This window comes from Pseudoalteromonas sp. Z9A5 (genome assembly GCF_011378875.1).
GTDB lineage: Bacteria > Pseudomonadota > Gammaproteobacteria > Enterobacterales > Alteromonadaceae > Pseudoalteromonas.
The window spans coordinates 1-21,784 of the sequence record NZ_WTLC01000055.1 but is presented as its reverse complement, the minus strand read 5'-3'; the positions used below and the strand labels follow the sequence as shown (position 1 = coordinate 21,784).

Annotated in this window: 15 protein-coding genes; 6 read left to right on the top strand and 9 right to left on the bottom strand. The window is 38.5% G+C overall.

The genetic code is table 11. The features are described 5' to 3' along the window. Positions 1-773: 773 nt before the first annotated feature. On the top strand, positions 774-1,100 hold the full coding sequence (locus GQR56_RS19510; RefSeq protein WP_029880494.1) for a helix-turn-helix transcriptional regulator: 327 nt from the start codon (positions 774-776) through the stop codon (positions 1,098-1,100). Next, positions 1,084-2,472: a HipA domain-containing protein gene (locus tag GQR56_RS19505; RefSeq protein ID WP_166114648.1), complete on the top strand. Its 1,389-nt coding sequence runs from the start codon at positions 1,084-1,086 to the stop codon at positions 2,470-2,472. The genes GQR56_RS19510 and GQR56_RS19505 overlap by 17 nt, the downstream gene beginning before the upstream one ends. A 504-nt stretch (positions 2,473-2,976) precedes the next feature. On the opposite strand, the gene GQR56_RS19500 is transcribed toward GQR56_RS19505, so the two are convergent. The 3 genes from GQR56_RS19500 to dgt form a co-directional block, all read right to left on the bottom strand. Beyond that, entirely contained in the window at positions 2,977-3,975 is a 999-nt protein-coding gene (locus GQR56_RS19500; protein WP_166114645.1) for an SEC-C domain-containing protein, read from the bottom strand. 1,484 nt (positions 3,976-5,459) lie between these two features. Continuing rightward, positions 5,460-7,286 carry a cell surface protein gene (locus tag GQR56_RS19495; RefSeq protein WP_166114642.1) on the bottom strand — a complete coding sequence of 609 codons (1,827 nt, stop codon included), beginning with the start codon at positions 7,284-7,286 and terminating at the stop codon, positions 5,460-5,462. An 83-nt stretch (positions 7,287-7,369) separates the two neighbouring features. Then, positions 7,370-8,836 carry a dGTPase gene (gene dgt / locus GQR56_RS19490; RefSeq protein WP_166114639.1) on the bottom strand — a complete coding sequence of 489 codons (1,467 nt, stop codon included), beginning with the start codon at positions 8,834-8,836 and terminating at the stop codon, positions 7,370-7,372. 171 nt (positions 8,837-9,007) lie between these two features. On the opposite strand from dgt, the gene GQR56_RS19485 reads away from it, so the two are divergent. The 3 genes from GQR56_RS19485 to GQR56_RS19475 all read left to right on the top strand — a co-directional run bounded on the left by GQR56_RS19485 (position 9,008) and on the right by GQR56_RS19475 (position 14,188). Continuing rightward, a complete protein-coding gene (locus tag GQR56_RS19485) occupies positions 9,008-10,411 on the top strand; it encodes a glycerophosphodiester phosphodiesterase family protein (RefSeq protein ID WP_166114636.1) in 1,404 nt (467 codons plus the stop codon). 17 nt (positions 10,412-10,428) lie between these two features. Further along, complete coding sequence (locus tag GQR56_RS19480) at positions 10,429-12,747, top strand: carboxypeptidase-like regulatory domain-containing protein (RefSeq protein WP_166114632.1); 2,319 nt, start codon at positions 10,429-10,431, stop codon at positions 12,745-12,747. Positions 12,748-12,967: 220 nt separating this feature from the next. After that, the gene (locus GQR56_RS19475) at positions 12,968-14,188 is read left to right on the top strand and encodes an ectonucleotide pyrophosphatase/phosphodiesterase (protein ID WP_166114629.1); all 1,221 of its coding nucleotides are present in this window, start codon (positions 12,968-12,970) and stop codon (positions 14,186-14,188) included. 150 nt (positions 14,189-14,338) lie between these two features. On the opposite strand, the gene GQR56_RS19470 is transcribed toward GQR56_RS19475, so the two are convergent. The 6 genes from GQR56_RS19470 to GQR56_RS19445 form a co-directional block, all read right to left on the bottom strand. After that, positions 14,339-15,673 (bottom strand): ATP-binding protein, encoded by a 1,335-nt coding sequence (locus GQR56_RS19470; RefSeq protein WP_166114626.1) that lies wholly within the window; start codon positions 15,671-15,673, stop codon positions 14,339-14,341. Beyond that, the gene (locus GQR56_RS19465) at positions 15,663-16,355 is read right to left on the bottom strand and encodes a response regulator transcription factor (RefSeq protein ID WP_166114623.1); all 693 of its coding nucleotides are present in this window, start codon (positions 16,353-16,355) and stop codon (positions 15,663-15,665) included. The genes GQR56_RS19470 and GQR56_RS19465 overlap by 11 nt, the downstream gene beginning before the upstream one ends. Next, a complete protein-coding gene (locus GQR56_RS19460) occupies positions 16,355-16,888 on the bottom strand; it encodes a PepSY domain-containing protein (RefSeq protein WP_166114620.1) in 534 nt (177 codons plus the stop codon). Before GQR56_RS19460 ends, GQR56_RS19465 begins: the two co-directional genes overlap by 1 nt. Positions 16,889-16,993: 105 nt before the next feature. Next, positions 16,994-18,310: a DUF5666 domain-containing protein gene (locus GQR56_RS19455; RefSeq protein WP_166114617.1), complete on the bottom strand. Its 1,317-nt coding sequence runs from the start codon at positions 18,308-18,310 to the stop codon at positions 16,994-16,996. A 147-nt stretch (positions 18,311-18,457) separates the two neighbouring features. Further along, complete coding sequence (locus GQR56_RS19450) at positions 18,458-19,201, bottom strand: zinc-dependent metalloprotease family protein (protein ID WP_166114614.1); 744 nt, start codon at positions 19,199-19,201, stop codon at positions 18,458-18,460. A 126-nt stretch (positions 19,202-19,327) separates the two neighbouring features. After that, positions 19,328-20,032 (bottom strand): hypothetical protein, encoded by a 705-nt coding sequence (locus GQR56_RS19445; protein WP_166114611.1) that lies wholly within the window; start codon positions 20,030-20,032, stop codon positions 19,328-19,330. Between the two features lie 360 nt (positions 20,033-20,392). Between GQR56_RS19445 and GQR56_RS19440 the strand changes: the two genes are divergently transcribed. Continuing rightward, positions 20,393-21,568, top strand: a complete 1,176-nt coding sequence (locus GQR56_RS19440) for a benzoate/H(+) symporter BenE family transporter (protein ID WP_346775781.1) — start codon at positions 20,393-20,395, stop codon at positions 21,566-21,568. The last annotated feature ends 216 nt before the right edge of the window (positions 21,569-21,784 follow it).

Below are 21,784 nucleotides of genomic sequence, written 5' to 3'. Positions count from 1 at the left end.
TCTGCTTTTGGGATAGATAGTGGTTTGGCGATTACTATCAGATCAAATTCAGAGCATGTTTTCAAGTTTTATTCCTTAAGATCCAACCTATGAATGGGAGCTAAGTAAGTCATTTAGTTGCGCAGTTTAGTTCTTAGAGTGTGCTTTGGTTGCCATTGCCAGCGCGATATTAAGTAAAAGCTACGCTTTTAAACGCCAGCAAGCAGCGCGTCTACGGGTGTTTAGGTCAGCCTTGGTTGTTAACGTTGGCTGGGAGTTATAACTAATCACTTAAAGTTAAAAGCCAAAGCGCGATGTAAAATCGCACCTACGATTTTGTTGAGTGCGGTGTTTGATGTTGTTTATTTTTTTGTAGGTGAGGTTTTATACCTCGCATGGTTTTTTTAATCTGTGCGTTGGTGTGGGTTTGGACAAGCGCGATGTAAAATCGCACCTACGGTTTTGTTGGGTGCAGTGTTTACGTTTTTGTAGGTGAGGTTTTATACCTCGCAGGGTTTTGTTTAATCTGTGCGTTGGTGTGGTGTTAGATAAGCGCGAGGTAAAATTGTATCTACGGGTGCTTAGGTGGGCTATCGATCTCGAAATTTCATTAATTTATCATAAGTAAGTTATATTTTACTTATGATGTTTAGGTTTGATTTTATTGCCTATAAGTAAGTTGTGGTTAACTTATGGGTGATAAAAATACATTTAAACTTAAAAGTAAGTTATATTTGACTTTTGGTTGGGCTAACTTAAAATAAATCGTATAAGTAAACTATGGTTGACCTTTAATGAGCGAATTACCAGCAAAAAAAACACTTGGAAGAGTTGTTAAACGCACTGAAATGCCTGATCTATCAAAGCCATTTTCGTCGGTGCGACTCGCTAAAGCGATTACTTCAAAGCGGACAGGCATGAAGCTTACGCTGGTTGATGTATCGCAAGCACTTAATATTTCAAAGCCCACGCTGATAAAAATAGAAAAAGGTGATGTTAATGTGCAGTTTTTTAATGTGCTTAAAGTGATGGAGTACTTGGGATTGTCGTTTAGCCTTGTTAGTGATGACGCGTCACACCACAATAACAGCGCAGAGGTAAGCGATGAGCAGTGGTACTAAGATTAACAGCTTAGATGTGTTTATTGGTAATACACAAAAGATAGGTGAGATAACTCTCAATATAGGCTCTGAAAACGAAATTTCATTTAGCTATGAGCCCGAGTGGATTAATAAGGGGTTTGCTATTTCACCACACTTACCGCTCAATGGTCATTTTAACTCGCGTGCTGTGCGTAATTATTTACAAAATTTATTGCCAGAAGGCAAGGGCCTTGATGAGATTATAAGTAGTACTACTATCTCTAAAAATAATACGTTTGGTTTAATTAAAGTAATTGGCGAGGAAACATCAGGCGCTTTGTCGTTTAGAGTAAGTAGCAGGGCTTCAAAACAAACATCTTTTCGGGAAGTAACTCATGACGAACTAAGCCAAAAACTTAAACGGTTTAAACAAGTCGGCGAGTCAATCACCCTTTGGGATGGTCGGACTCGGCTCTCTGTTGCTGGCGTTCAAGACAAGCTAAACCTACTCGAAATCGATAGTAAATTAGGGTTTGGTGAAGGGGAGCTATGTTCCAATAAAATTTTTAAATTTGAAACAGGTACAGCTCCTTTCATTGCAGTAAATGAACTATTTACGATGCTTTTAGCAAAAGAGTCAGGGCTCAATGTTCCCGATGTAGAATTACGCACCTATGCAGATGTAAGGGTATTTGTAATAGATCGCTTTGATAGGCGCGTTACGCAAGATCAAAACCATGTATTACGTCGTCATATTATTGATGGTTGCCAAGCCACTAATTTACCTCCTTCTTATAAATATGAGCGTCAGCATGGTGATGAAGGGGAGGGTATTTATATTCGAGACGGCGTTTCTTTTGCTAAACTCTTTAATATTGAAACAACGAATGTACAGGCGTATGAGGCTCAGCTTATTCGCTGGATGACATTTAATATTTTAGTACGTAATTACGATGCACATGGCAAAAATATCAGTTTTTTTGTTGGTAAAAATGGTTTAGAGCTTACGCCGTTTTATGACTTGGTAAATATAGAAGCGATTATTGAGCAGGGAGGCATTGACTGTGATGAGGATTATTTACAGCCCCAAATTTCAAGGTGTTATGCTATGTCAGTGGGTGAGCATAATTCACAAAGTGCAGGCAATTTTACTAATGAGATTACGGCTTATATGTTAGCTGATTTTGCTGATGAATTTGCTATTTCACTACCACGGATGCAACTACTTATGAGTCAAACCGTTGACTCTGTATTAGCTGCAATAGATGCGGCTAAAGTTTCTGCCGTTAAAAATAACTTATCTACTGCTGAATTAGCACACATTGATTTATGCATAAAAATAATTAATGAAGCTGCAAATAAGCTGAGTGAGCAAATAATACAATTACCAAATATGGATGCATTTATTTAAGTTTGAAAAAGTAAATACATGCATTTTGAGTGAAAAATTCCTATCTTGGTTACCATTGCTAACCCGATATAGGTGTTTTAAATTACAAACCAAAAGCGCGATGTAAAATCGCACCTACGGTTTTGTTGAATGCGGTGTTTGTATTGATGTAGGTGAGGTTTTATACCTCGCTTTAAAATATATTTTTTATCGCAGAAAAGTGAATTATTGTTCTCGATGTAGCGAGCCGCAACTCTGTGCCCTTGGTGATAAAAAGTGCTGTTGCATGAGCGCTATATAAATTTGTGCCTACGTTTTTGGTGTATAAATTTATATAGGTGGAGCTTTATAACTCACATGGCGTAATTTTGCTCTTTAAGTTTTAATTACTAAAATGCCTTAGTTAACAGTAACAGTAACAGCCACTAGCCAGTTATATGTATAAATGAGGTTACTTTAAACAGGGTATTTTAGTTGTGTTATCAACGAGCCATATTCGGAGGGTACCAAATATGCCTTTAACCACTAAATTGTGAACTGAAAGGTTTGCGTTAATAAAGGCAGTATCTCTGCTTTTATTGGTATTGGTTTACCATTGCTGAATCGCGTTGGATCAACGCTAATGAATCCCCAAAACTGTAAGCAGCGATTTATAAATCGAGATTCTATTAATAAGCCCAGTAGAGTTTTTGAATCATGATATTCACTAGGCGTAAGTTGCAATAGTAGATCTGGAAATGCGGTAGTTACTTCTTCAATTAACTTTTCAATCGAACTGTGGCTTTGTATTCGCCAAAGCATGAATAGCCAAAAATCACGTAAATCCAAATCATCGGGAAAACTGTCGAAGTAAGCCCAATTATATTTTGTGGTTGCAGCTTCAAACATAGGTAAATAAAAGGCTTTAAGACCATGAGTTTGATACTGCTTTTGCGCTGTCTTTTTTATATGTAAACGCCCACTTTTATTGTAAATAATGCCTGCTGCAATCGCTAAAGTACGTGTGTAATGTAGCGCATTAAACTTATCTTCATTACTACCAGCAAACTCACTAATACTAACAGGGGTAGAGTATTCGGCAACTGCAAATTTAGGAAGTAACTCTGTAGCTTGTTTTACTAATTTAGCTGGTAAATTGCCTTTGCTTGTTGTTTTAAATGAACCACCTTGTTGCATGGCTTCGTCAATAATCAACGCTAAATAACACATTACAGGGGACGTTGATAAATCATCTGGAGTATTAATTATAACGCCTTCCAGTTCGCTAAAGGGGGCGTATATCCAATTGTGCATTTGGGCTGGCGAAAGCCCAGCAAAGTCTGCATTAGCTTTATTATTACGCTCTGTATTTTTATGCTGTACCACAAGGTTTAGTTCATCAAGGCTTAGCTCTGGGCTCATTGCTACAGTTTGGGCTATATCGTCAAATATTGAGGCATGCTGTTTTGATATATTATCCATACAGCAGTGTTTATATTTTTTACTGCTGCCGCAAAAACAAGGATCGTTTCTTCCTGGTGCCATTTAAAGTTACCTTTAACCCTGCTACATTTTTAATTATATTGACTTATTATACTCAAATCATTTAGTAATACCCAAGCCTCAATTTTAAACTAACCCTTACTTATCGATGAGTTATCAAACAGAGTTCTATACTTGGCAAACACCAAGTGCTTAATCTTTTTAGGTAATGCTTTTAAAAGCGATGCTTGGATATGAACGAGCTTTTATCGCGTTTAGATTTATATTAATTATTTGTTTAAAGATAAGTGAAATTGAGAGTTCTGGTTCCTATCGCCAGCGCAATATTAAGTAAAAGCTACGCTTTTAAATGCCAGCAAGCAGCGCGTCTACAGGTGTTTAGGTCAGCCTTGGTTGTTAACGTTGGCTGAGAGTTATAACTAATCACTTAAAGTTAAAAGCCAAAGCGCGAAATAAATTCGCACCTACGGGGTCGGTGTTTTCTGCTGGGGTTGGCATTTATTGTAGGTGAGGTTTTATACCTCGCTTTTACTTTAAAGCATTAAAGCCACGTTACATGAGCGCGAAGTAAATTCGCACCTACGGTTTTGTTAAGTGCGGTGTTTTCTGCTGGGGTTGGTATTTATTGTAGGTGAGGTTTTATACCTCGCTTTGCTTTTAAAGTATTAAAGCCACGTTACATAAGCGCGATGTAAAATCGCACCTACGGTTTTGTTGAGTGCGGTGTTTACATTGATGTAGGTGAGGTTTTATACCTCGCTTTTACTTTTAAAGCATTAAAGCCTGGTTACATGAGCGCGATGTAAAATCGCACCTACGGTTTTTTGAGTGCGGTGTTTTCTGCTGGGGTTGGTATTTATTGTAGGTGAGGTTTTATACCTCGCTTTTACTTTAAAGCATTAAAGCCACGTTACATGAGCGCGATGTAAAATCGCACCTACGGTTTTGGTGTTTATTATTGGGGTTGGTTTTATTGTAGGTGAGGTTTTATACCTCGCTTTTACTTTAAAGCATTGAAGCCATGTATATGAGCGCGATGTAAAATCGCACCTACGGGTTTGTTGTTCACGTTGATGTGTGTTTTTGTAGGTGAGGTTTTATACCTCGCTTTTACTTTAAAGCAGTGAAGCCATGTTACATGAGCGCGATGTAAAATCGCACCTACAGGTTTGTTGAGTACGGTGTTCGTGTTTTTGTAGGTGAGGTTTTATACCTCGCTTTTACTTTAAAACATTGAAGCCATGTTACATAAGCGCGATGTAAAATCGCACCTACGGGTTTGTTGTTCACGTTGATGTGTGTTTTTGTAGGTGAGGTTTTATACCTCGCTTTTACTTTGAAAGCATTGAAGTCATGTTACATGAGCGCGATGTAAAATCGCACCTACGGTTTTTTGAGTGCGGTGTTTGTGTTGATGTAGGTGAGGTTTTATACCTCGCTTTTACTTTAAAACATTGAAGCCATGTTACATAAGCGCGATGTAAAATCGCACCTACGGGTTCGGTGTTTATTACCGAATTTTAAACTTATTCTTTAGTTTGCATATTTTTAGCGCGTTCTTCGGCGTCTATTAATGCTTGAGATTTTGGGGCGCGTTTTTTCTCTTCTATTACTGGCTTTTCAGTTGATTCAGGATCCCAACTTGAGTCTAACGACAAGTTTGCAAATGGGTTGCTGTTGCCTACTTTAGCTGGCTCTGCTGTTTTTGGTGTTTCTTCTATTTTTGTTTCTACTTGCTCAGCTGGCGTTGGGTCTGTGCCTGTTGGCTCTGTACTAGTTGATTGGGCTACTGGCTTGGCAATTGGTTTAGCTGCTGGCGTAGGTTTTACTTTTTCTCCAGGTAGTGGTGCTTCTGGATCAAATACACGTACTTCAGGCTCTTTAAAGTCGTATTCACTATTAAATGAAGTTGTTTGCTGTGCTGATGCATCATCTGGCGAGTGTAAATCTACAATAGGTTCATCAGGCGTTACAGGCTCTGGATCAGTAATAACTGGTTCTACAACTGGGGCTATGTGTTGTTTACGTTGTTTTTTAACAGGTAAAGCTTCAGGGTCGAATTTACGCACTTCTGGCTCGTTAAAATCACTGGCGCTTTTTATGCGCTGTAAAGTGGTTTTAGCTGCCGCTTCAAATTCGGCTGTATTTGGTTCTGGTTTTTGCTTTGTTTTGGTAAACGTTGCGTCACTTGTTTTATCTAAAGCATTTGTTTGTTCTTCAATACTTTTTTGCTCTGTAGTCGCTATTTGAGACTCAGGCTCTATTTCGTCAATTTGATTTTTTGCCACAGCAGTTGTAACAACGTGTTCTGCTTTTGCTTCAACGTTTTCTACTTCAACATTTTGAGTAACATCGTTATTTAAGAGTGTTTTTTTAGCATCTGTTGGCTCATCAGTTACGTGTACTGTTTGCGTGACTGGCGTTATAACAGGCTCTGCAGGTGCTTGCTCTGTTTCTGGTTTATCAGTATGTGTATTTAAAGGCGCACTTTGTATTACTGGATCCGATTTTATTGGCTCTGGCTTTATTGGTTCAGGTTTTATAGGTGCTTTATCTTTTTGTAGATTAACCACCGATACTTTGGCGTTTGATGTTGCCGATGAATTTGCATCTGGCGCTGCAGTTGTTGGCTTAATAGGCACTGTTGTTGCAGGCGGCGAGGTGTCTTTATTTTTCTTGGCGCGACGTAAACGTACTATTACCATAGCGCCAATAAGTACCACTATAACCAGTATTAAAGTGGGTAAAAGTAATGAGCTCGGGCTTTCGGCGATTGGTGCAGGCGCCGGTGTGTAAACAGGGGCTGACTTTACTGCGGGTTTAGGCGCTGGAGCTATATTTTCAATTGGTGTACTTTGTGTTTTTACCGGTTTATTTACTTGTTCTGATAGAGCATCGTCTGACTTTACAGAAGGGGTATTTAGTTCGGTATTTTCTGTGCTTGTTTGTATGTTAACTGCGTTTAACTGCTCGGTCACTTGTTGTTTTTGATCATCGGTTAAGTTTATAGCCGCATCAGTTGGTTGATTTGTTGCTTGTGTTGTATCTGTTGTTAAAGTTGAGTCTATTTCTGGAATAGGTGCTGGCTCTACAATTTGTGGTTGTGGTTGCGTTATTATTATAGGTTTAGGTTCAACGATTTCTGGTTTAGGTTGAGTTTTTACTTCTACAGGCTTGTTACAGTTTTTACTGTAATCACGCGCTGCACTGCGGTATTTAGCGCTTGTTTTGTTATTACTATATTGCTGCATTTCTTGTTTTATAAGTATGCACATAGCTGAATTATAAGCAGCGCTGTTAAAGCTGCTTAATAAAGCAAAACAAAGGGTAAGGCGTGTTAATAAAGTTATCATAAAAGTTAATAGCACTTAAACATCAATAGTTTGATTTTAAGCGCAAAGTTAAAAATTATCTAGGGCAAATTAACTTATGTTAGTTAGTCAATTACCATTAAGCTGCGATATTCATCGTAAGCAAATTGGTCGGTCATACCGCTTATATAATCTTGAATTAACCTACAGCGATAATAAAACTCGTATGCAGCAAAGTGATCGGGCTCTTCTTGCATTGCATCTATTGCATGTTGGTAACTATTTAAGTGCTTTTTAGAGAGCTTTTTAACTAGGCGCGACTCTATTAATAAACGTGAATCGCCATTGAGTGCACGCTTAAAGTCATCCTTGTTTAGTAGCAGTAATGGTTTATAACAATCGAGTAAACCATTAATAATACGATACCCTTGTAGTTCTAATTTTTCGACTTCTTTGTTTGAAAATACATGCTCAAGCGCTACCTGTTTTAGTGTTTTAGTTACGGCATGTAGATGGCTTCTATCTTCTAAAAGCGCTTGGTTAAAATCGCCGTGGTAAATAGGTTCTATATTTTCGATAAAGCGTTTTGCGGCGTGATTTACTAGCGGATGTAGTAATGCAACGCGCAAATATATAAAAAATTCACTATTAAAATTATACGGTTGTGCTTGTGCACGCTCTAGTGCGTAGTCTACGGCTTTATCTACAAAATTTTGATGTTGAGTGTCGTCAATTAACAGGTTTATTAATACTTTTTTGTAACTGAGTTTAAGTTTTTCGCACAACAACTCAGTGCTTATAATGTCTTTTTCTACGGCGTCTTCTATGTCGGCTAGGCAATAGGAAATATCGTCGGCGGCTTCCATTATGTAACTTGCAGGATGGCGGCAGTAAGGCTCAATAGTGAGCTCTTTTTGCAATGCCTCAACAAAGTTTTTTTCGCTGTAGTAGTAACCCACTTTTTTCATTAAGTAGTTTTTATTTTGCGGTATGTCTTTTGTATCAAGCCCAGCAGGGCGAGTGTATTTTAAAATACCGGCGCTTTGGCTGTAGGTTAAATTAAGCGTTTGCAAAGAATGAATTATACGTATGCCTTGAGCGTTGCCCTCAAAGTTACAAATATCGAGTGCAAGGTGTTTAAAAACAACACCTATACCGGTGTTTGGCTCTTTACAGCGATCGGGTGTTACGCTTGCTAGGTTGTTGTTAAACCAGTGGTTAATAGCCGCTTCGCCAAAGTGCCCAAATGGCGGGTTGCCTATGTCGTGCATTAAGCAGGCCATTTCTACTAGGCTTTCTAGCGGGCGCTCTAGCTCGGTTAAGCCGTAATCTTTTTGTTGCTCGTAGCTTAAATTAGCAAAAATACGTTGCACTATAAAACGACCAACTTGTTGAACTTCAAGCGAATGGGTAAGGCGAGATCGTACAGCTGCGTTGCGCTCAAGCGGAAACACTTGTGTTTTTTGCTGTAAACGACGAATAGCTGCGCTATTTATTATTCGACCACGATCGCTTTCTAGCGCCATTTGTAAGTTTGCTGTGGTGCGGTACATACGCGCTGGCGTTATTTTTTTACTAAAATCTATGGTCATCTTTGTCCTTTTAAACCCGCTTAAATGCTTAATTTAATCTAAAGTGTGTAAATTAAACTTGTTCGTTTTATTGTTGTTTTTACTTTATATTAACCGCATATTCATATAGCCTTAAGGGACTATTGAAATCATTTCTTTTTCAGGGAGTTAAAGCCGTTTGGCTTAATAAGCATGATGCGTCCACTATCCCATTTTTATATATTATCAGTCTGTATTTTAACCTGCGCATTATCAGCGTGTAATAGCACACCTGAAAATACTTTAAACAATAATCTATCTGTTGCAGAGCAGCAAGAACTTAGTGCGCGAGCTGATGCACTGGCTGCTCGTGGCTTTTATCAAACTCAATTAGGTAATATTAATTATTTAAATGCGCGTCAATGCAGTGAGTTTAATTTACAAAGTCATCGGGGGGCTATTCGCTTTCCTGAAAACTCACTCAAGGCGGTTATTGATTCTCTCGATAATAATTTTGATGTGATAGAAATTGACGTACGCATTACCCGTGACGATGTGTGGGTTGTGCATCATGATGCTCACACAGGGCGAGAAACCGGTACTGTTGATAACAAACGGCGTAAAATAGAGTCGATTCGTTACACTAAAGAATGGGGGGCTTTACGTCATCGCGATCAAAACTCGGGGCTGTTAACCGCAGATATGCCACCGTCTTTTAAAGCGTTGGCGAGTACGTTTTCGCGTTATCGTAAATCGCATCAAAAGTTAAATATTGAAATTAAATCGCGGGCATCTGTCGATGATTTAAAAATGCTCGACTACTTGGCGTATAAATATGTTGGGGCAAACAATTATTTTTTTAGCAGCTTAGAAATGCGTAATTTAACGCGCCTACGTGAAATAAATCCCGATGTGTACATGATGTTTATTCAATCTCCTTCAAAGGTGTCTATGAATAAGCTGGCTGCCGATTTAAAGCGCGGGGCAGGGAGCGATCCTATTTATGAGCGCAATAAAGAGCAACTAGAAAGTATACAGTCGTATGGTAATCGTCGTCATCGCGAAACACGTTTTGATAGACCGTTAAAGCTAGATACGTTAACTAAAAAGTTAAAACGCAATTTTGGCTACGTGTTAGATATTCGCCATTATAAACAAAGTGCAGCCCAATTATTGCCTAGAGCCAAAGCGCGTGGCATTAATATTGCCACTTATTCTATTAATGGGCACGACTACCACGAACGCAGCTTATTAGCGCAATCAAGCATGCTACGCCCTAATTCTGTAATAATAGATGACACGGTGTATGGCTTTTGTTCTGTGTTTGGCTTGCCAGCGGTTAAGCCATACCAAGGTAATAACGCTTTTGCTAAGCGTATAGCAAGTATGCCCGATGATTTAGATTTAACGCGTTTAGATGAGTTATCTACTTATCAACAAAATCAGTTGTACCCTGCCACAGGTGGGCATTTAAAGTCGCTTACACCGGTTTCGCATACAAAAAAAGCGTTACACATTTCAAATGCGCCAAACCTTGAAATAGGTAAACGAGAGGCTGATGAAGAGTTTAGTCTTGAGACTGACCCTGTAGTTGAACTTGAACTTCGTAAAAAATAACAATAAGACGACTCATAATGAAAGTAACCACTAAACCATCATGGTGGCATTTTTTAATGCTGCTATTAGCTACCTTGTATTTATTACCAGAGGCTATTTTTAATGCTCAGTTAGTGTCTTTAGTCGGGCAGGGTTCTCCCTCAGCAGAGGATTTAGAGCACCTAGAAATATACGGGCGCGCTGTATCGGGAGTTGGAGTTGCATTGCTATTGGCTGACTTTTTACCAAAGGCGATGGTGGCTAAAGTAGGGCGAGGCATTATTTCGCTAATAGCCTTAATATGCTTAGTATGGCCGGTGGTGTTTTATGGTCAAAAGTATGTAATAGAAAAAACATTAATTGAGCCTTCTTCGGCAGAGCAACGCCAGTTTGCAGTTTATAGTGCGGCGCTTAGAGACGCTTTAGCTATTAATTCAATTAAAATTAATGGGCTTGATTACAAAGCTGATGAGTTACATAGCTCAGAAAACCTAACCTTTTTAGCATTATTTGGTGGGTTGTTATACAGCGACGCGGCTTTATCTGACAACCTTGAACAAGATAAACGCAAAATTATAGCTTCTTTTGTTCAAAAAAAGGCTTACCAAGATTTTGACCAACATTACACGCAGTACAGCCAACTTTATAATGAGTTAGTTGGTCAGTATAAAATGTATGCCAATGGGAGTAAAAAATATAACCAAACGTTAGCCGGAATTGATCAGCGCGAACAAGGCTATTGGCAACAAATTGAGCAGCAAGTAAATGAAGGTTGGGAAAAGTACCAGCAAGCACAAAAAGCACATATTGCTAAAGCGTCTGCAAGGGCACAAAAATATGGTCCTAAAATTTATAATTACCATGAAAAAATAGCTAAGTGTTCAGACCGATATAAAAAAAGCAGCCAAAAAGATCGCCTTAGTAAGTGTTACGACAGAGCTGGCGCAAATTATCGCAGTGATATTTTAAAAGCAGGAATTGGCTATATCCCCCCCGATTATTGGTTAATTGTAGAAGATATTTCGGCGGCAGAAAACGCAACTAGCAGTATTTTAATGGGAGTGCTTACCGGTGGTTTTTATACTGCGTTACAGGCAGTTAGCCTTGCAAGCGGAGGCGATGGTGGCATAAAAGACAAACGTTATAAGTACACTGACGATCCCGATCATTACCAGATGCTATTTTTAAAGCACCCTAAATTTACACAGATGTTTGTTAACGAAACGGGTTACGAGTTTAATATTAATAGCTCATTCGCTTTTCGAGGTCATGACACAACAGCTAAAAAGCTACGAGCACACTTTTTAGCAAAGGGATTAAAACTTAATAATAATTGGAAGATTAACGACCGACCTGAGTTTGCCCAAGCAGTTGCCAATAAAGTAAAAGCAGAGGCTAACCGACAATGGAATAGTGAGATGGCAAAGCACAATTTAAGCTTATCACCAAATTTGTCGTGGGTAGCGTTTCAGTTAAATTCACAAATACAAGCTAAAATTTCAGACCGTATGGGTGACTTATATGTAAAAAACATACGCGCCGATTGGAATAAAAAAAGCTTTAAAGAAAATGTACTCGATCCTAATATCGAAAAGCGTACCGATAAATATTTAGCGATGCTTAACAGCTCAAAAGGCAAGTTTGCAGACGGTGGTGAGTACGCTCAATATGGTAAGCAAGCGCTGCGCTCGGTTATTATTCCGCCTATTTCTATGTCGTTGTCATTATTTTTAATTTGTTTAACCTTTAGCAAGCTACCACTTAAATTGTGGCGACTTATTGCTCCACCTAAAAATACAGACAAAAAGCATCCTATTACGATGTTACAAAAACTGATTATGCCGTTACTGATTTTAATTCTACCGGTGATATTTATAAGCAATACTTTTACAAAAGATGAGCAAAGCCCAGTTAATTACTTTTTAACTAAAGTAGAGGAGTCGAGCAATCCTGTATTTAGTTACGCAATTCGTTGGACTTTACATGCTCAACCCGTGCTGCACCCTTTAGGGCTCGCATTTGAAGATAAGTTAAAAATTTATCAGCACTTTACCCCATTGAGTCATGCGTTAGCTCGCGTTGATATTTTACGCCATAGCGATACCTCGCTTAATGCTGATCAGCAGCAAAATAGGCAATACATGGTTGAACAAAAAACCAAGCTTACAATTACCACAAATGTGCCAAATGCAAACATACGCATTATGAACATTGGGCCTAAATATAGCTCGGGTATGGTACTTAAAGCGAGCCGCTATGATATTCAAATATCAGCTGCGGGTTATAAAACGTATCGCCGTTGGCATCAAATTGATGCGGGTGAACAAACTCTTTCTATTGAGCTAAAAGCGCAGTGATTATGAGAGAGAAGATGATGTTGCTAAATACTTATGGCGTGTTGTTCTTTTAAAGTTAAAGGTTTTTAATCTGGGGACGATTTAATTTATGCGTTACTTCAATGTTGAGAAAATAGTTGAGTAAATAAATACGCCCTAATCTATCAGTTTGTATCATAAAGTAACAACTTGCTTTAAAATAATTTTTTGAGTAATTGTTGTGCATTTTAAGGTGTTTATAATGAAACAGTGGATTTTAAAGGCAGTATCAATTTGCCTATTATTAGGGATGAACAATGCGTTTGCTGCAAAAGAGCAAACAGTGGTGCTTATATCAATTGATGGTTTGCGTTGGGATTACATTGAAAAACACGGAGCACCCAATTTAAAAGCAATGGGTGAGCGCGGTGTACGTGTAGAAAAGCTAATACCTGTTTATCCAACTAAAACGTTTCCTAATCATATTTCTATTATTACGGGCTTACTGCCGGTAAATCATGGCATTGTTGATAATAATTTTTGTGATAAAGCACGTAATAATGATTGCTACAGCATGGGTAAAGCGTTTGGCGATAGCACGTGGGTAAAAGGTATTCCGCTTTGGAATTTAGCAAAAATGCAGGGGCTTAAGTCGGCTACTTATTTTTGGCCTGAGTCGGATGCATTATTTAATGGTATGACCCCAGATTATTACTACCACTATTCTAAATACAGCGATTACCAAGACCGAGTAGATCAAATTGTTCAGTGGTTAAGTTTGCCTAAAGCACAGCGTCCACGTTTTGTGGCAAGTTATTTTTCACTTGTTGATAGCATGGGTCATAAGTATGGACCAGACGCGCCTCAAACACGCGATGCAGTTAAACAACTTGATGAATTAATGGGGCAATTACAAACACGTTTAAGCAAATTAGAGCAAGACGTAAACCTTGTTATTGTGTCTGATCACGGTATGGCGAGTGTAGACCCTGAAAAAAGCATTGATGTAACAACACTTCCTCAAGATGAAAACTTTTTAGTTAAAAACACCGGTCCACGTTTACTTATATACACTCAACCCGATGCAATAAATGCGGATATAGCCGGCTATAAAGCTCGTTTACAAAAAGCAGCAAACGGGCGTTATACCGTTTTAACTGACGAGCAATTAGCAGCGTATCATTATAATAAAGGTACTCGAGTGGGCGATATTGTTGTGCAAACGACAGCGCCAGCCGTGTTTACAAACTCAGGTAAGGCACATGGTTTAGGCACACATGGTTATGCTTATACCGATGATATGGCAGCATCATTTATTGCTGTTGGTCCTGCGTTTAAGCAAGGTATGAATATTAAAGAGGTAAGCAATCTTGATATTTACCCTGTACTTGCAAAGGTAATGGGGCTAAAACTATTAAACAAGGTAGATGGCGACGGTAAAGCGTTAATGCCTGGTGTTAAACAAAAAATGGTTGTGCATTAAGCCGATCGGTCTTGTGATATTTAAAGCGGCTAATAGCCGCTTTTTTTATGTTTAACTGGAGAGTTATTTATGTTCATTACCTGTGCTAGTTATCCGTACTAGTTATTCATACTAATTAACAGTGCTAGTTCTCCTTACTAGTTTTCCTCACTAGCTACATACACTTATAGTGCTGGTAAAGCCGCGTTCGTCGCTTGTTAAAGTAAGCACAAGTTGGTGGCGCTCGCATATTGCTTTTACGGTGGCTAAACCTAATCCAAACCCTTCTTTTTGCCTTGCCGGATCGCCCCTATAAAAACGTTTAGTAAGTTGTGATAATTGCGCGCTTTTTACGCCTTTGCCATTATCGCTAATATTTATATGATTACCGGTAAGCGTAATATGTATGGTTGCGCCATTACCTGCATATTTTATGGCGTTTTCGATTAGGTTAAATAAAGCCTGAAAAAGTAAATTTTTGTCGCCTTGAAGTACTAAATTACCCTGATTAATTACGCTTATATGTTGCTGATTTTGCTGCGCACTGGGCTCTAATATTTCTATTAGGTCGCTAATAAGTGTTTGGCAGTTTATTGATTCTAACTTTAACGGAAATTGCCCGTGTTCAAGGCGAGTTAATTTAAGCATGGCGTCAAAGGTATGTAATACGGTATCAAGCTGCTCTATTTCAAGTCCCAGTTCTGGTTGCTGCACTGCTTGTTGTTCTAGTCGCAAGCGTAAACGCGTAAGGGGGGTTTTTAAATCGTGGGCTATGTTATCGGTAATGCCTTGCACTAAGGCAAAGTTTTCTTCGATGGTGTCGAGCATGGTATTAATGTGTTTGGCTAGTTTTACAAACTCATCGCCTTGTTGTTTATGTATTACTCGCGCCGACAAATCACCTTTTTGAACTTGTTCTACTACATCATTAAAATAATTTACACGTCTTAAATGCCTGCGCGCAAAAATATAGCCAAACACACAGGTAAGTAACAAACTGACCAAGCAAGCCCACGTTGCAATGGTTTTAAATTCAGTAATTAAACGACTTAAATGCTCAGTGGCTGTGGCAATAACTACATTGCCATGTTGAGTGTTTACAATACCGGTGGTAAGTAATCTAATTTGCCCACGTTGCGTGTCGAGTACTGGAAACTCAAGGGTGTTAGGCAGCTTTGGTATGTCGTTTGGTAAAAAACTTAATTGTTGAAATTGCTCATCATCGCTTTGCCAAAATATTAAAATATCGCCTTCGTTACGAAATACCGCTAATTGCTGAAAAAAAGACGCTTTATCAAATTCATTAGCGAGTCCTTCAATGCGTACTTGCTCTGCACTTAAGCGCCTTTCTACTTGGCGTGTTTGCTCGCCTAATAACAGCTGATATATAAGTACAACGCACAGCACTAAAACAATTGATGTAATAGTGGCAAAGGCGAGTGTAAGTCGCCATACAGAGCTAAACCGAGGGTTAAATTGTTGCCAAAGGTTGCTGTTAGCAATCATTATTTTGCTCTACTTGTAATCGGTAGCCAACGCCTCGTATAGTTTCTATTTGTACTTTTGCGTTAAGTAGCATTAGCTTTTTGCGTAACCTTGCTATGTGTACATCTATTACATTTGTGCCAGGGTCAAAATTATATTCCCACACCGATTCAAATAACAAAGTGCGCGTAACGAGTTTGTTTTTATGATCGAGCAAAAAGTGTAAAAGTTTAAACTCTTTAGGTTGTAAGTTAAGTGTTTGCCCAGCTACATCTGCTTTGTGATGACGAAAATCGAGGTTTACGTTTGCTAAACTTAACGCTGTTTGCGGAGGTTGGTTATGAAAAGGGCGCTTAATTATGTTCTCTACACGAATAGCCAATTCCGAAAACGCAAAGGGTTTTATAAGGTAGTCATCGCCACCTGCTTTTAAGCCTGCAACCCGGTCGTCTACTTTATCTAACGCTGAAAGTATTAGTACAGGCGTTGTTTTTCCTGTTGCTCTAAGCGCAGCAAGTACTTGCAAACCATCTAGCTTTGGTAGCATTCGGTCTAGTATAATCGCGTCGTGCTCTTCGCATGTGGCAATTAATAATGCTTGTTGACCGTCTTGTGCGGTATCTACGGTGTAGCCTAGCTCGCTAAAGGCTTTGTATAAAAACTCGCGGTTTTGTTTGTCGTCTTCAACCAAAAGTAATTTCATTAATTGCCCCAACGCAGTAGTGGTAGGTTTTTACCTGTTGCAAGATCAATGGCTTTTTTATGACGTCCTTTTAACGATACAAATGTGGCAACCATATAAGTTACGCCCATATCTTGCTCAAGTTGAGCTTCTATTAAGTATTGTGTTTGTGTTGAATCTAACGATTGGACAAGTTGATACATGCGGTAATTTTTTTTACGCATTAATTTAGCGGCTGCAACTTCGTCGTCTTCATCAAGCTCTGGCGGGGCATATTCAAGCTCAATTAGTTTACCTTTTACATCAACTAGCAATTCAATAAAGCGATTATGTTTTTGCTCAAAAAGTGTTACCTCGTAGGTGGTTTGTCCTTTTTCGAACTCTAGCTCAAACTCTACAATAACGGCTGTATTTAAGTATTCGGTTTCTATATTTTTTAAAATACTTTGTGGTGATGGCTCGTTTGCATTATTAAGTTTGTCAAAAATTGCAGAGCTGCTTGCATGGCATAATCCGCTGCAAAAAAATAAGGCGCTCAAAAAAATATGTTTCATGTAAGTATGCTCTTGTTTTAATGTGTTTAGCCTACCAAATAAGAGAGCTAAACACATTTATTTAGTCGTATGATTTATTCTTTATATCAGCGCTTTATATTGCTACTAGTCATCTAAAACGCATGCTCTTACTTGGTTGCTTGCAACCCATTGGCATTCTAATTCTACAGTTTGATTTAAATATTGCGTTAATGAGTTATCTTCACTTATGTAACCCCAAAGCGTTGCTTGCTGATTTTGATTTGCCGACACTAAACCGGTTAAGTTAATCTCACTTGTATCGTCCTCTAGTTCAACTTCGCTTACGCTGTTTTGCTCATTGTTATAAGTGCCTTCAAGCTCAACCCACTGCCCATCTAGGGTATTAACCGATAATCCATCCTCAAATACAGTTTGGCTATTAAATGTAAATTCAATGCCATTTATTGTCGCTATATTTTGCTCGTAACTCACAACACCGGCTACCGAAAACTGCTGATTAGTTGTATTTGAGTTGATGTTTGTTGATTCAAATTCTATTTCTTGAGCAAGTAATTTATTATCGGCTTGCTGCCATACACCATCTACCTCAACAACTTGACCAATAACAAGATTAGCTGTGGTGCCATCTTCAAATTGAGTTTGATCATTAATGCTAACCTGCCACTGCGAGTTTAATGTTATTAAGCTCATATTGTTATTTACAAAGGTGATTACGCCTTCAAGCTCGGTGTCTATATTATCGGTAAAACTAAGGCTTTGCTCTGCATCAACCTCGGTTGCGGTAAATATTGCATTATTATAAAAACCATTAACCTCAACAAGTTGACCATTACTTAGTGTGCCGTCTATATCAGCTTGTTGGTAGTTAATAACTAAATCACCTAAAGTAAATGTACGCAACTGCTGGTTTAAATTGGTAATACTACCTTGTACTTCAAGCTCTGATTGGCTGTTAGTAATAGGGGCTTGGTAGGTAACCGTTAATGAGTTTAATGAATGACTGTAGCCACTTATTTCAAATAATTGCCCTTGACTAAAGTCGTTGCTGTTTAAGTTACTAAGTGTTATTCCTGCAATATTTACTTGATCATTTTTTATATTAATAGGACCTTTAAATACGGGGTCGTAATCTATTTCAGTTGCGCGGGTACCATTTGTTTCTACTTCTACCATCATCCCTTGTTTTATATTAGCAAGAGTTGCGTTGTTGCCCTCTATTTCTACTTCTGCTGAGCCTGCTGCAATAATATGATCGTTTACAGTAATTGAATCCGACGTTACACCTGTTACTTGCCCTATGATCACACTCGGTAAATTAGCTGAAGCAGCTAGCTCGTTGCTGTCGTTATTTGACGAACTACTGCCGCATGCTGTTAACGCAAGTGTAATAGCACTTAATGAGATTAGTTTTGCTGTATTTTTAATTGATTGGTTGGTCATGGGAAACTCCAAGTTAATAGCTATTGCTGATGGAGTAAGTGTACTTAACCATGTATATCAAGAAGGTGGACAGAACATTAATTTTTGTTAATGTTACAAAAAAGAGCGCCGAGGCGCTCTTAAGGGAAGAATCTTTACAAGTAATAATTATTTAAAATTAGCGATACTTGTTTTTGTTGCTGTAACAGTACGAATTGCATACGACTCATTAGTTACACCAAACGGGTATCCACTAACTGTCCAATTAGGATTAGAGAAGTAGTCGTACTGTGTTGCACTACCAAACACATGTGGGTAGGCCATAATACTTGCAAATACATTTTGTTGACCATGACCCATACCGTCAGTGTAAACGCCACCTGAGGTATCGCCTTGCTGACGCGAATGCGCTAAACCTTGGTTGTGACCTAGTTCGTGTAAAAATGTAGTTGCACCACAATCAATAGCACTAATTGAATACATACGGCTGCTCATTGAGCTATATAAGTTACCATTGGTACCTTGACCAACCCATGCTAAACCACACGAAATAAGACCGTTACCAGCACTTTGACCTGTGCCAAGTACAGCAACCATATCGGCTTTCCAATCGTCACGTAGGTCATTCACATAAGTGCTATCAGTGATCGAATCTAACCATTCTTCTGAAGGGGTTACTGCGTAGTCGCCTAGGTTTTGTTTGCCAACAAGGCGCAACGTAATATCTACACCATTTTGGCTATATACTTGATTACTAAAAGCAATTAGCTGACTTATTTTCGTATCAATATTACTTGTCGCTGCTGCTGATTGGTCAGTATACAAAATACCAATATCAATTGTTTCTGCTTGTGCAACACTTGCCATACATAATGCAGTTGTTATAGCCGCTGTTGTGATTATTTTTTTCATTGTTGTATTTCCTTACTTTTTTTGTGGTTGGAACTATTTTTAATATTTGTGATGCTGGTAAAGTATCCATTAAAGCTATAATTACGTTGCTTTTTATAGGTGTATCCACCTATTTTAAATATTTAATTAACCGTCTGTTTTGGGGGCAAAAATATCTACGCCTTTTTCTCTTTTTGGTTTTAATGCGCTAACGTCGTGTTCAATGTGGCTTTTATACAAATCGCGTTTAGCCGCTATCCAACCGTATTTTCCTTTACTTTCGAATACATAATTACCGCTTGGTGCAGTAAATTGCCCATACACAGCATCTTTTCCTACGGTTAAAACGGTGTTGTGCATTTGTCCGTCTACTCCGGTTACCTTACCAAATATACTTTTATCGCCGTTTTCGGCGCTTACTACATTGGTTACTTCTGCGGTATAGGTTTCGGCTGTTTGAGGAATTGCTAAGTCAAAGTTCTCACCCTCTTTTAGGGCTTGAAGCGAGCTTAAATCAAACTCAACATAGGCTTCGTTGTGTAAGTCAGTTGGTAGTACTTTTGCGTTTATAAGCACTTGTTTGGCTTTATCTGATAGTCGGTTTACAGCATCAAACTCATTAAATGGTTCACTTTGTTCTACTGGTAGGTTTGATTTAACATTTATAGGATCTTTACTCATATCTATAGGTGCTGGTGCATGTGTATTTTTAGTCGATTGAGTATTAATAGGTACTATATCAATAGCAATTGGAGTGCTCGGTTCTGCTGCTTCATCGGTGTTAATAAATAGCTGGTAAATAGCAAATGCCGATAGTGGGATCACTAAAATAAAGACAGAAGAACGTTTCATTTGTTTCTCTTTTGGTGTTTTTGGTTAAATCGATGTTACGTTTTATAGTATAAGTTTGATTAGATCAAGTTAATAAATGTAATTAAAAAGTTTGAAGGGTTTGTTTTTTAATTCCTTATAAAATATAAGGATATTTGTTTTTGGCATGTTTTATGAGCTTTATAGTATTAGTTTTTTGTAGTGTTTATGCGGGGTTTGGGGGTTTTATAGGTACTTATTTGTTTCGTTAAATACAATACTGAAATGTTTGTTTTTTTAGTTAACTTAATTGAAAAATAAAAGTGAATTAATTTCACCCTTTGTAGCGTAATGGCTAATTGCCAATAAATTATTTGCCACGTATGTTGAAGAGTCAAACATATTGCACAAGAGGGATTTATGACGCTGTCTGATCAGTTGCTTAACCGAATTACTGCAGGGTTAGTTGCCGTAATTATTGGTTTTTCAAGCTCAATTGCACTGATTTACCAAGTGGTGATCACTCTAGGTGGCACACCTGATTTAGTGGCAAGTTGGATTTTAATGCTTGGTTTAGTCATGGGAACAACCTCAATTGGCTTATCATATTATTACAAAGTACCCATTTTAATTGCCTGGTCGACCACCGGGGCTGCATTACTTATTTCAAGCGCACAGGGATATCATTTAAACGAAGCGATAGGTGCGTTTATGTTTTCGGCTTTGCTTGTGTTTTTGTCGGGTATTACTGGCTGGTTTGAAAAAATAATGAACCGCATTCCCAGTGAGCTTGCCTGTGCCATGCTTGCTGGGGTATTGGTGACATTTGGTATTGACGTGTTTAATTTTATGAACGATATGCCGTTAGTAATAGGCTTAATGGTGCTTATGTACTTTATAGGGAAGCGTTTTTTTGCGCGCTTTGCCATGCTAAGTGTGCTTATTGTGGGCGTACTTTTGTCGTGGAATATGGGGCATATTGATACAAGTACGCTGCACTGGAAAATGAGCGAATTTGCCTATATTACGCCAGTATTTAATTTACAAGCATGTATTAGCATTGGTTTACCGTTGTTTATTGTAACAATGACCTCGCAAAATTTGCCAGGAATAGCCGTGCTTAAAGCACATAATTATAAAGCACCTATTTCAGCAACGCTTAATGTGACTGGGTTTTTAAATATTATTACTGCGCCATTTGGCGCGTATTCTATAAATTTAGCGGCAATTACAGCGGCTATTTGTATGAGTGAAGAAGCAGATAAAGCTTCTGATAAACGCTATTGGGCAAGCATTGCAGCAGGCGTGTTTTATATAATAATGGCGTTATTTGCCGCTACATTAGTAGGTTTAGTCGCAAGTTTACCGCAAGCACTTATTTTGGCTTTAGCGGGTATTGCGCTATTTGGCACTATTGCTAATAGTTTGCAACAGGCACTTAACGGGTCGCAATATACCGAAGCCGCCATAGTAACGTTTTTAGTAACGGCATCTGATTTAACATTACTGTCGGTAGGTTCAGCCTTTTGGGGAATTATAGCGGGTGTGTGTACGGTGTTTGTTACCCGTAAAGATTAAGCTGTAGTTTAAAAGTGACGAGCGCGATGTAAAATCGCACCTACGGGGTCGGTATTTTCTGCCGGTGTTTGTGTAGGTGTTTGCATTGATATAGGTGAGGTTTTATACCTCGCTTTCACTTTTAAAGAATTAAAGCCACGTTACATGAGCGCGATGTAAAATCGCACCTACAAGGTCTGTGTTTTTGTCGGTTTTTGTGCTGTTGTAGGCGAGGTT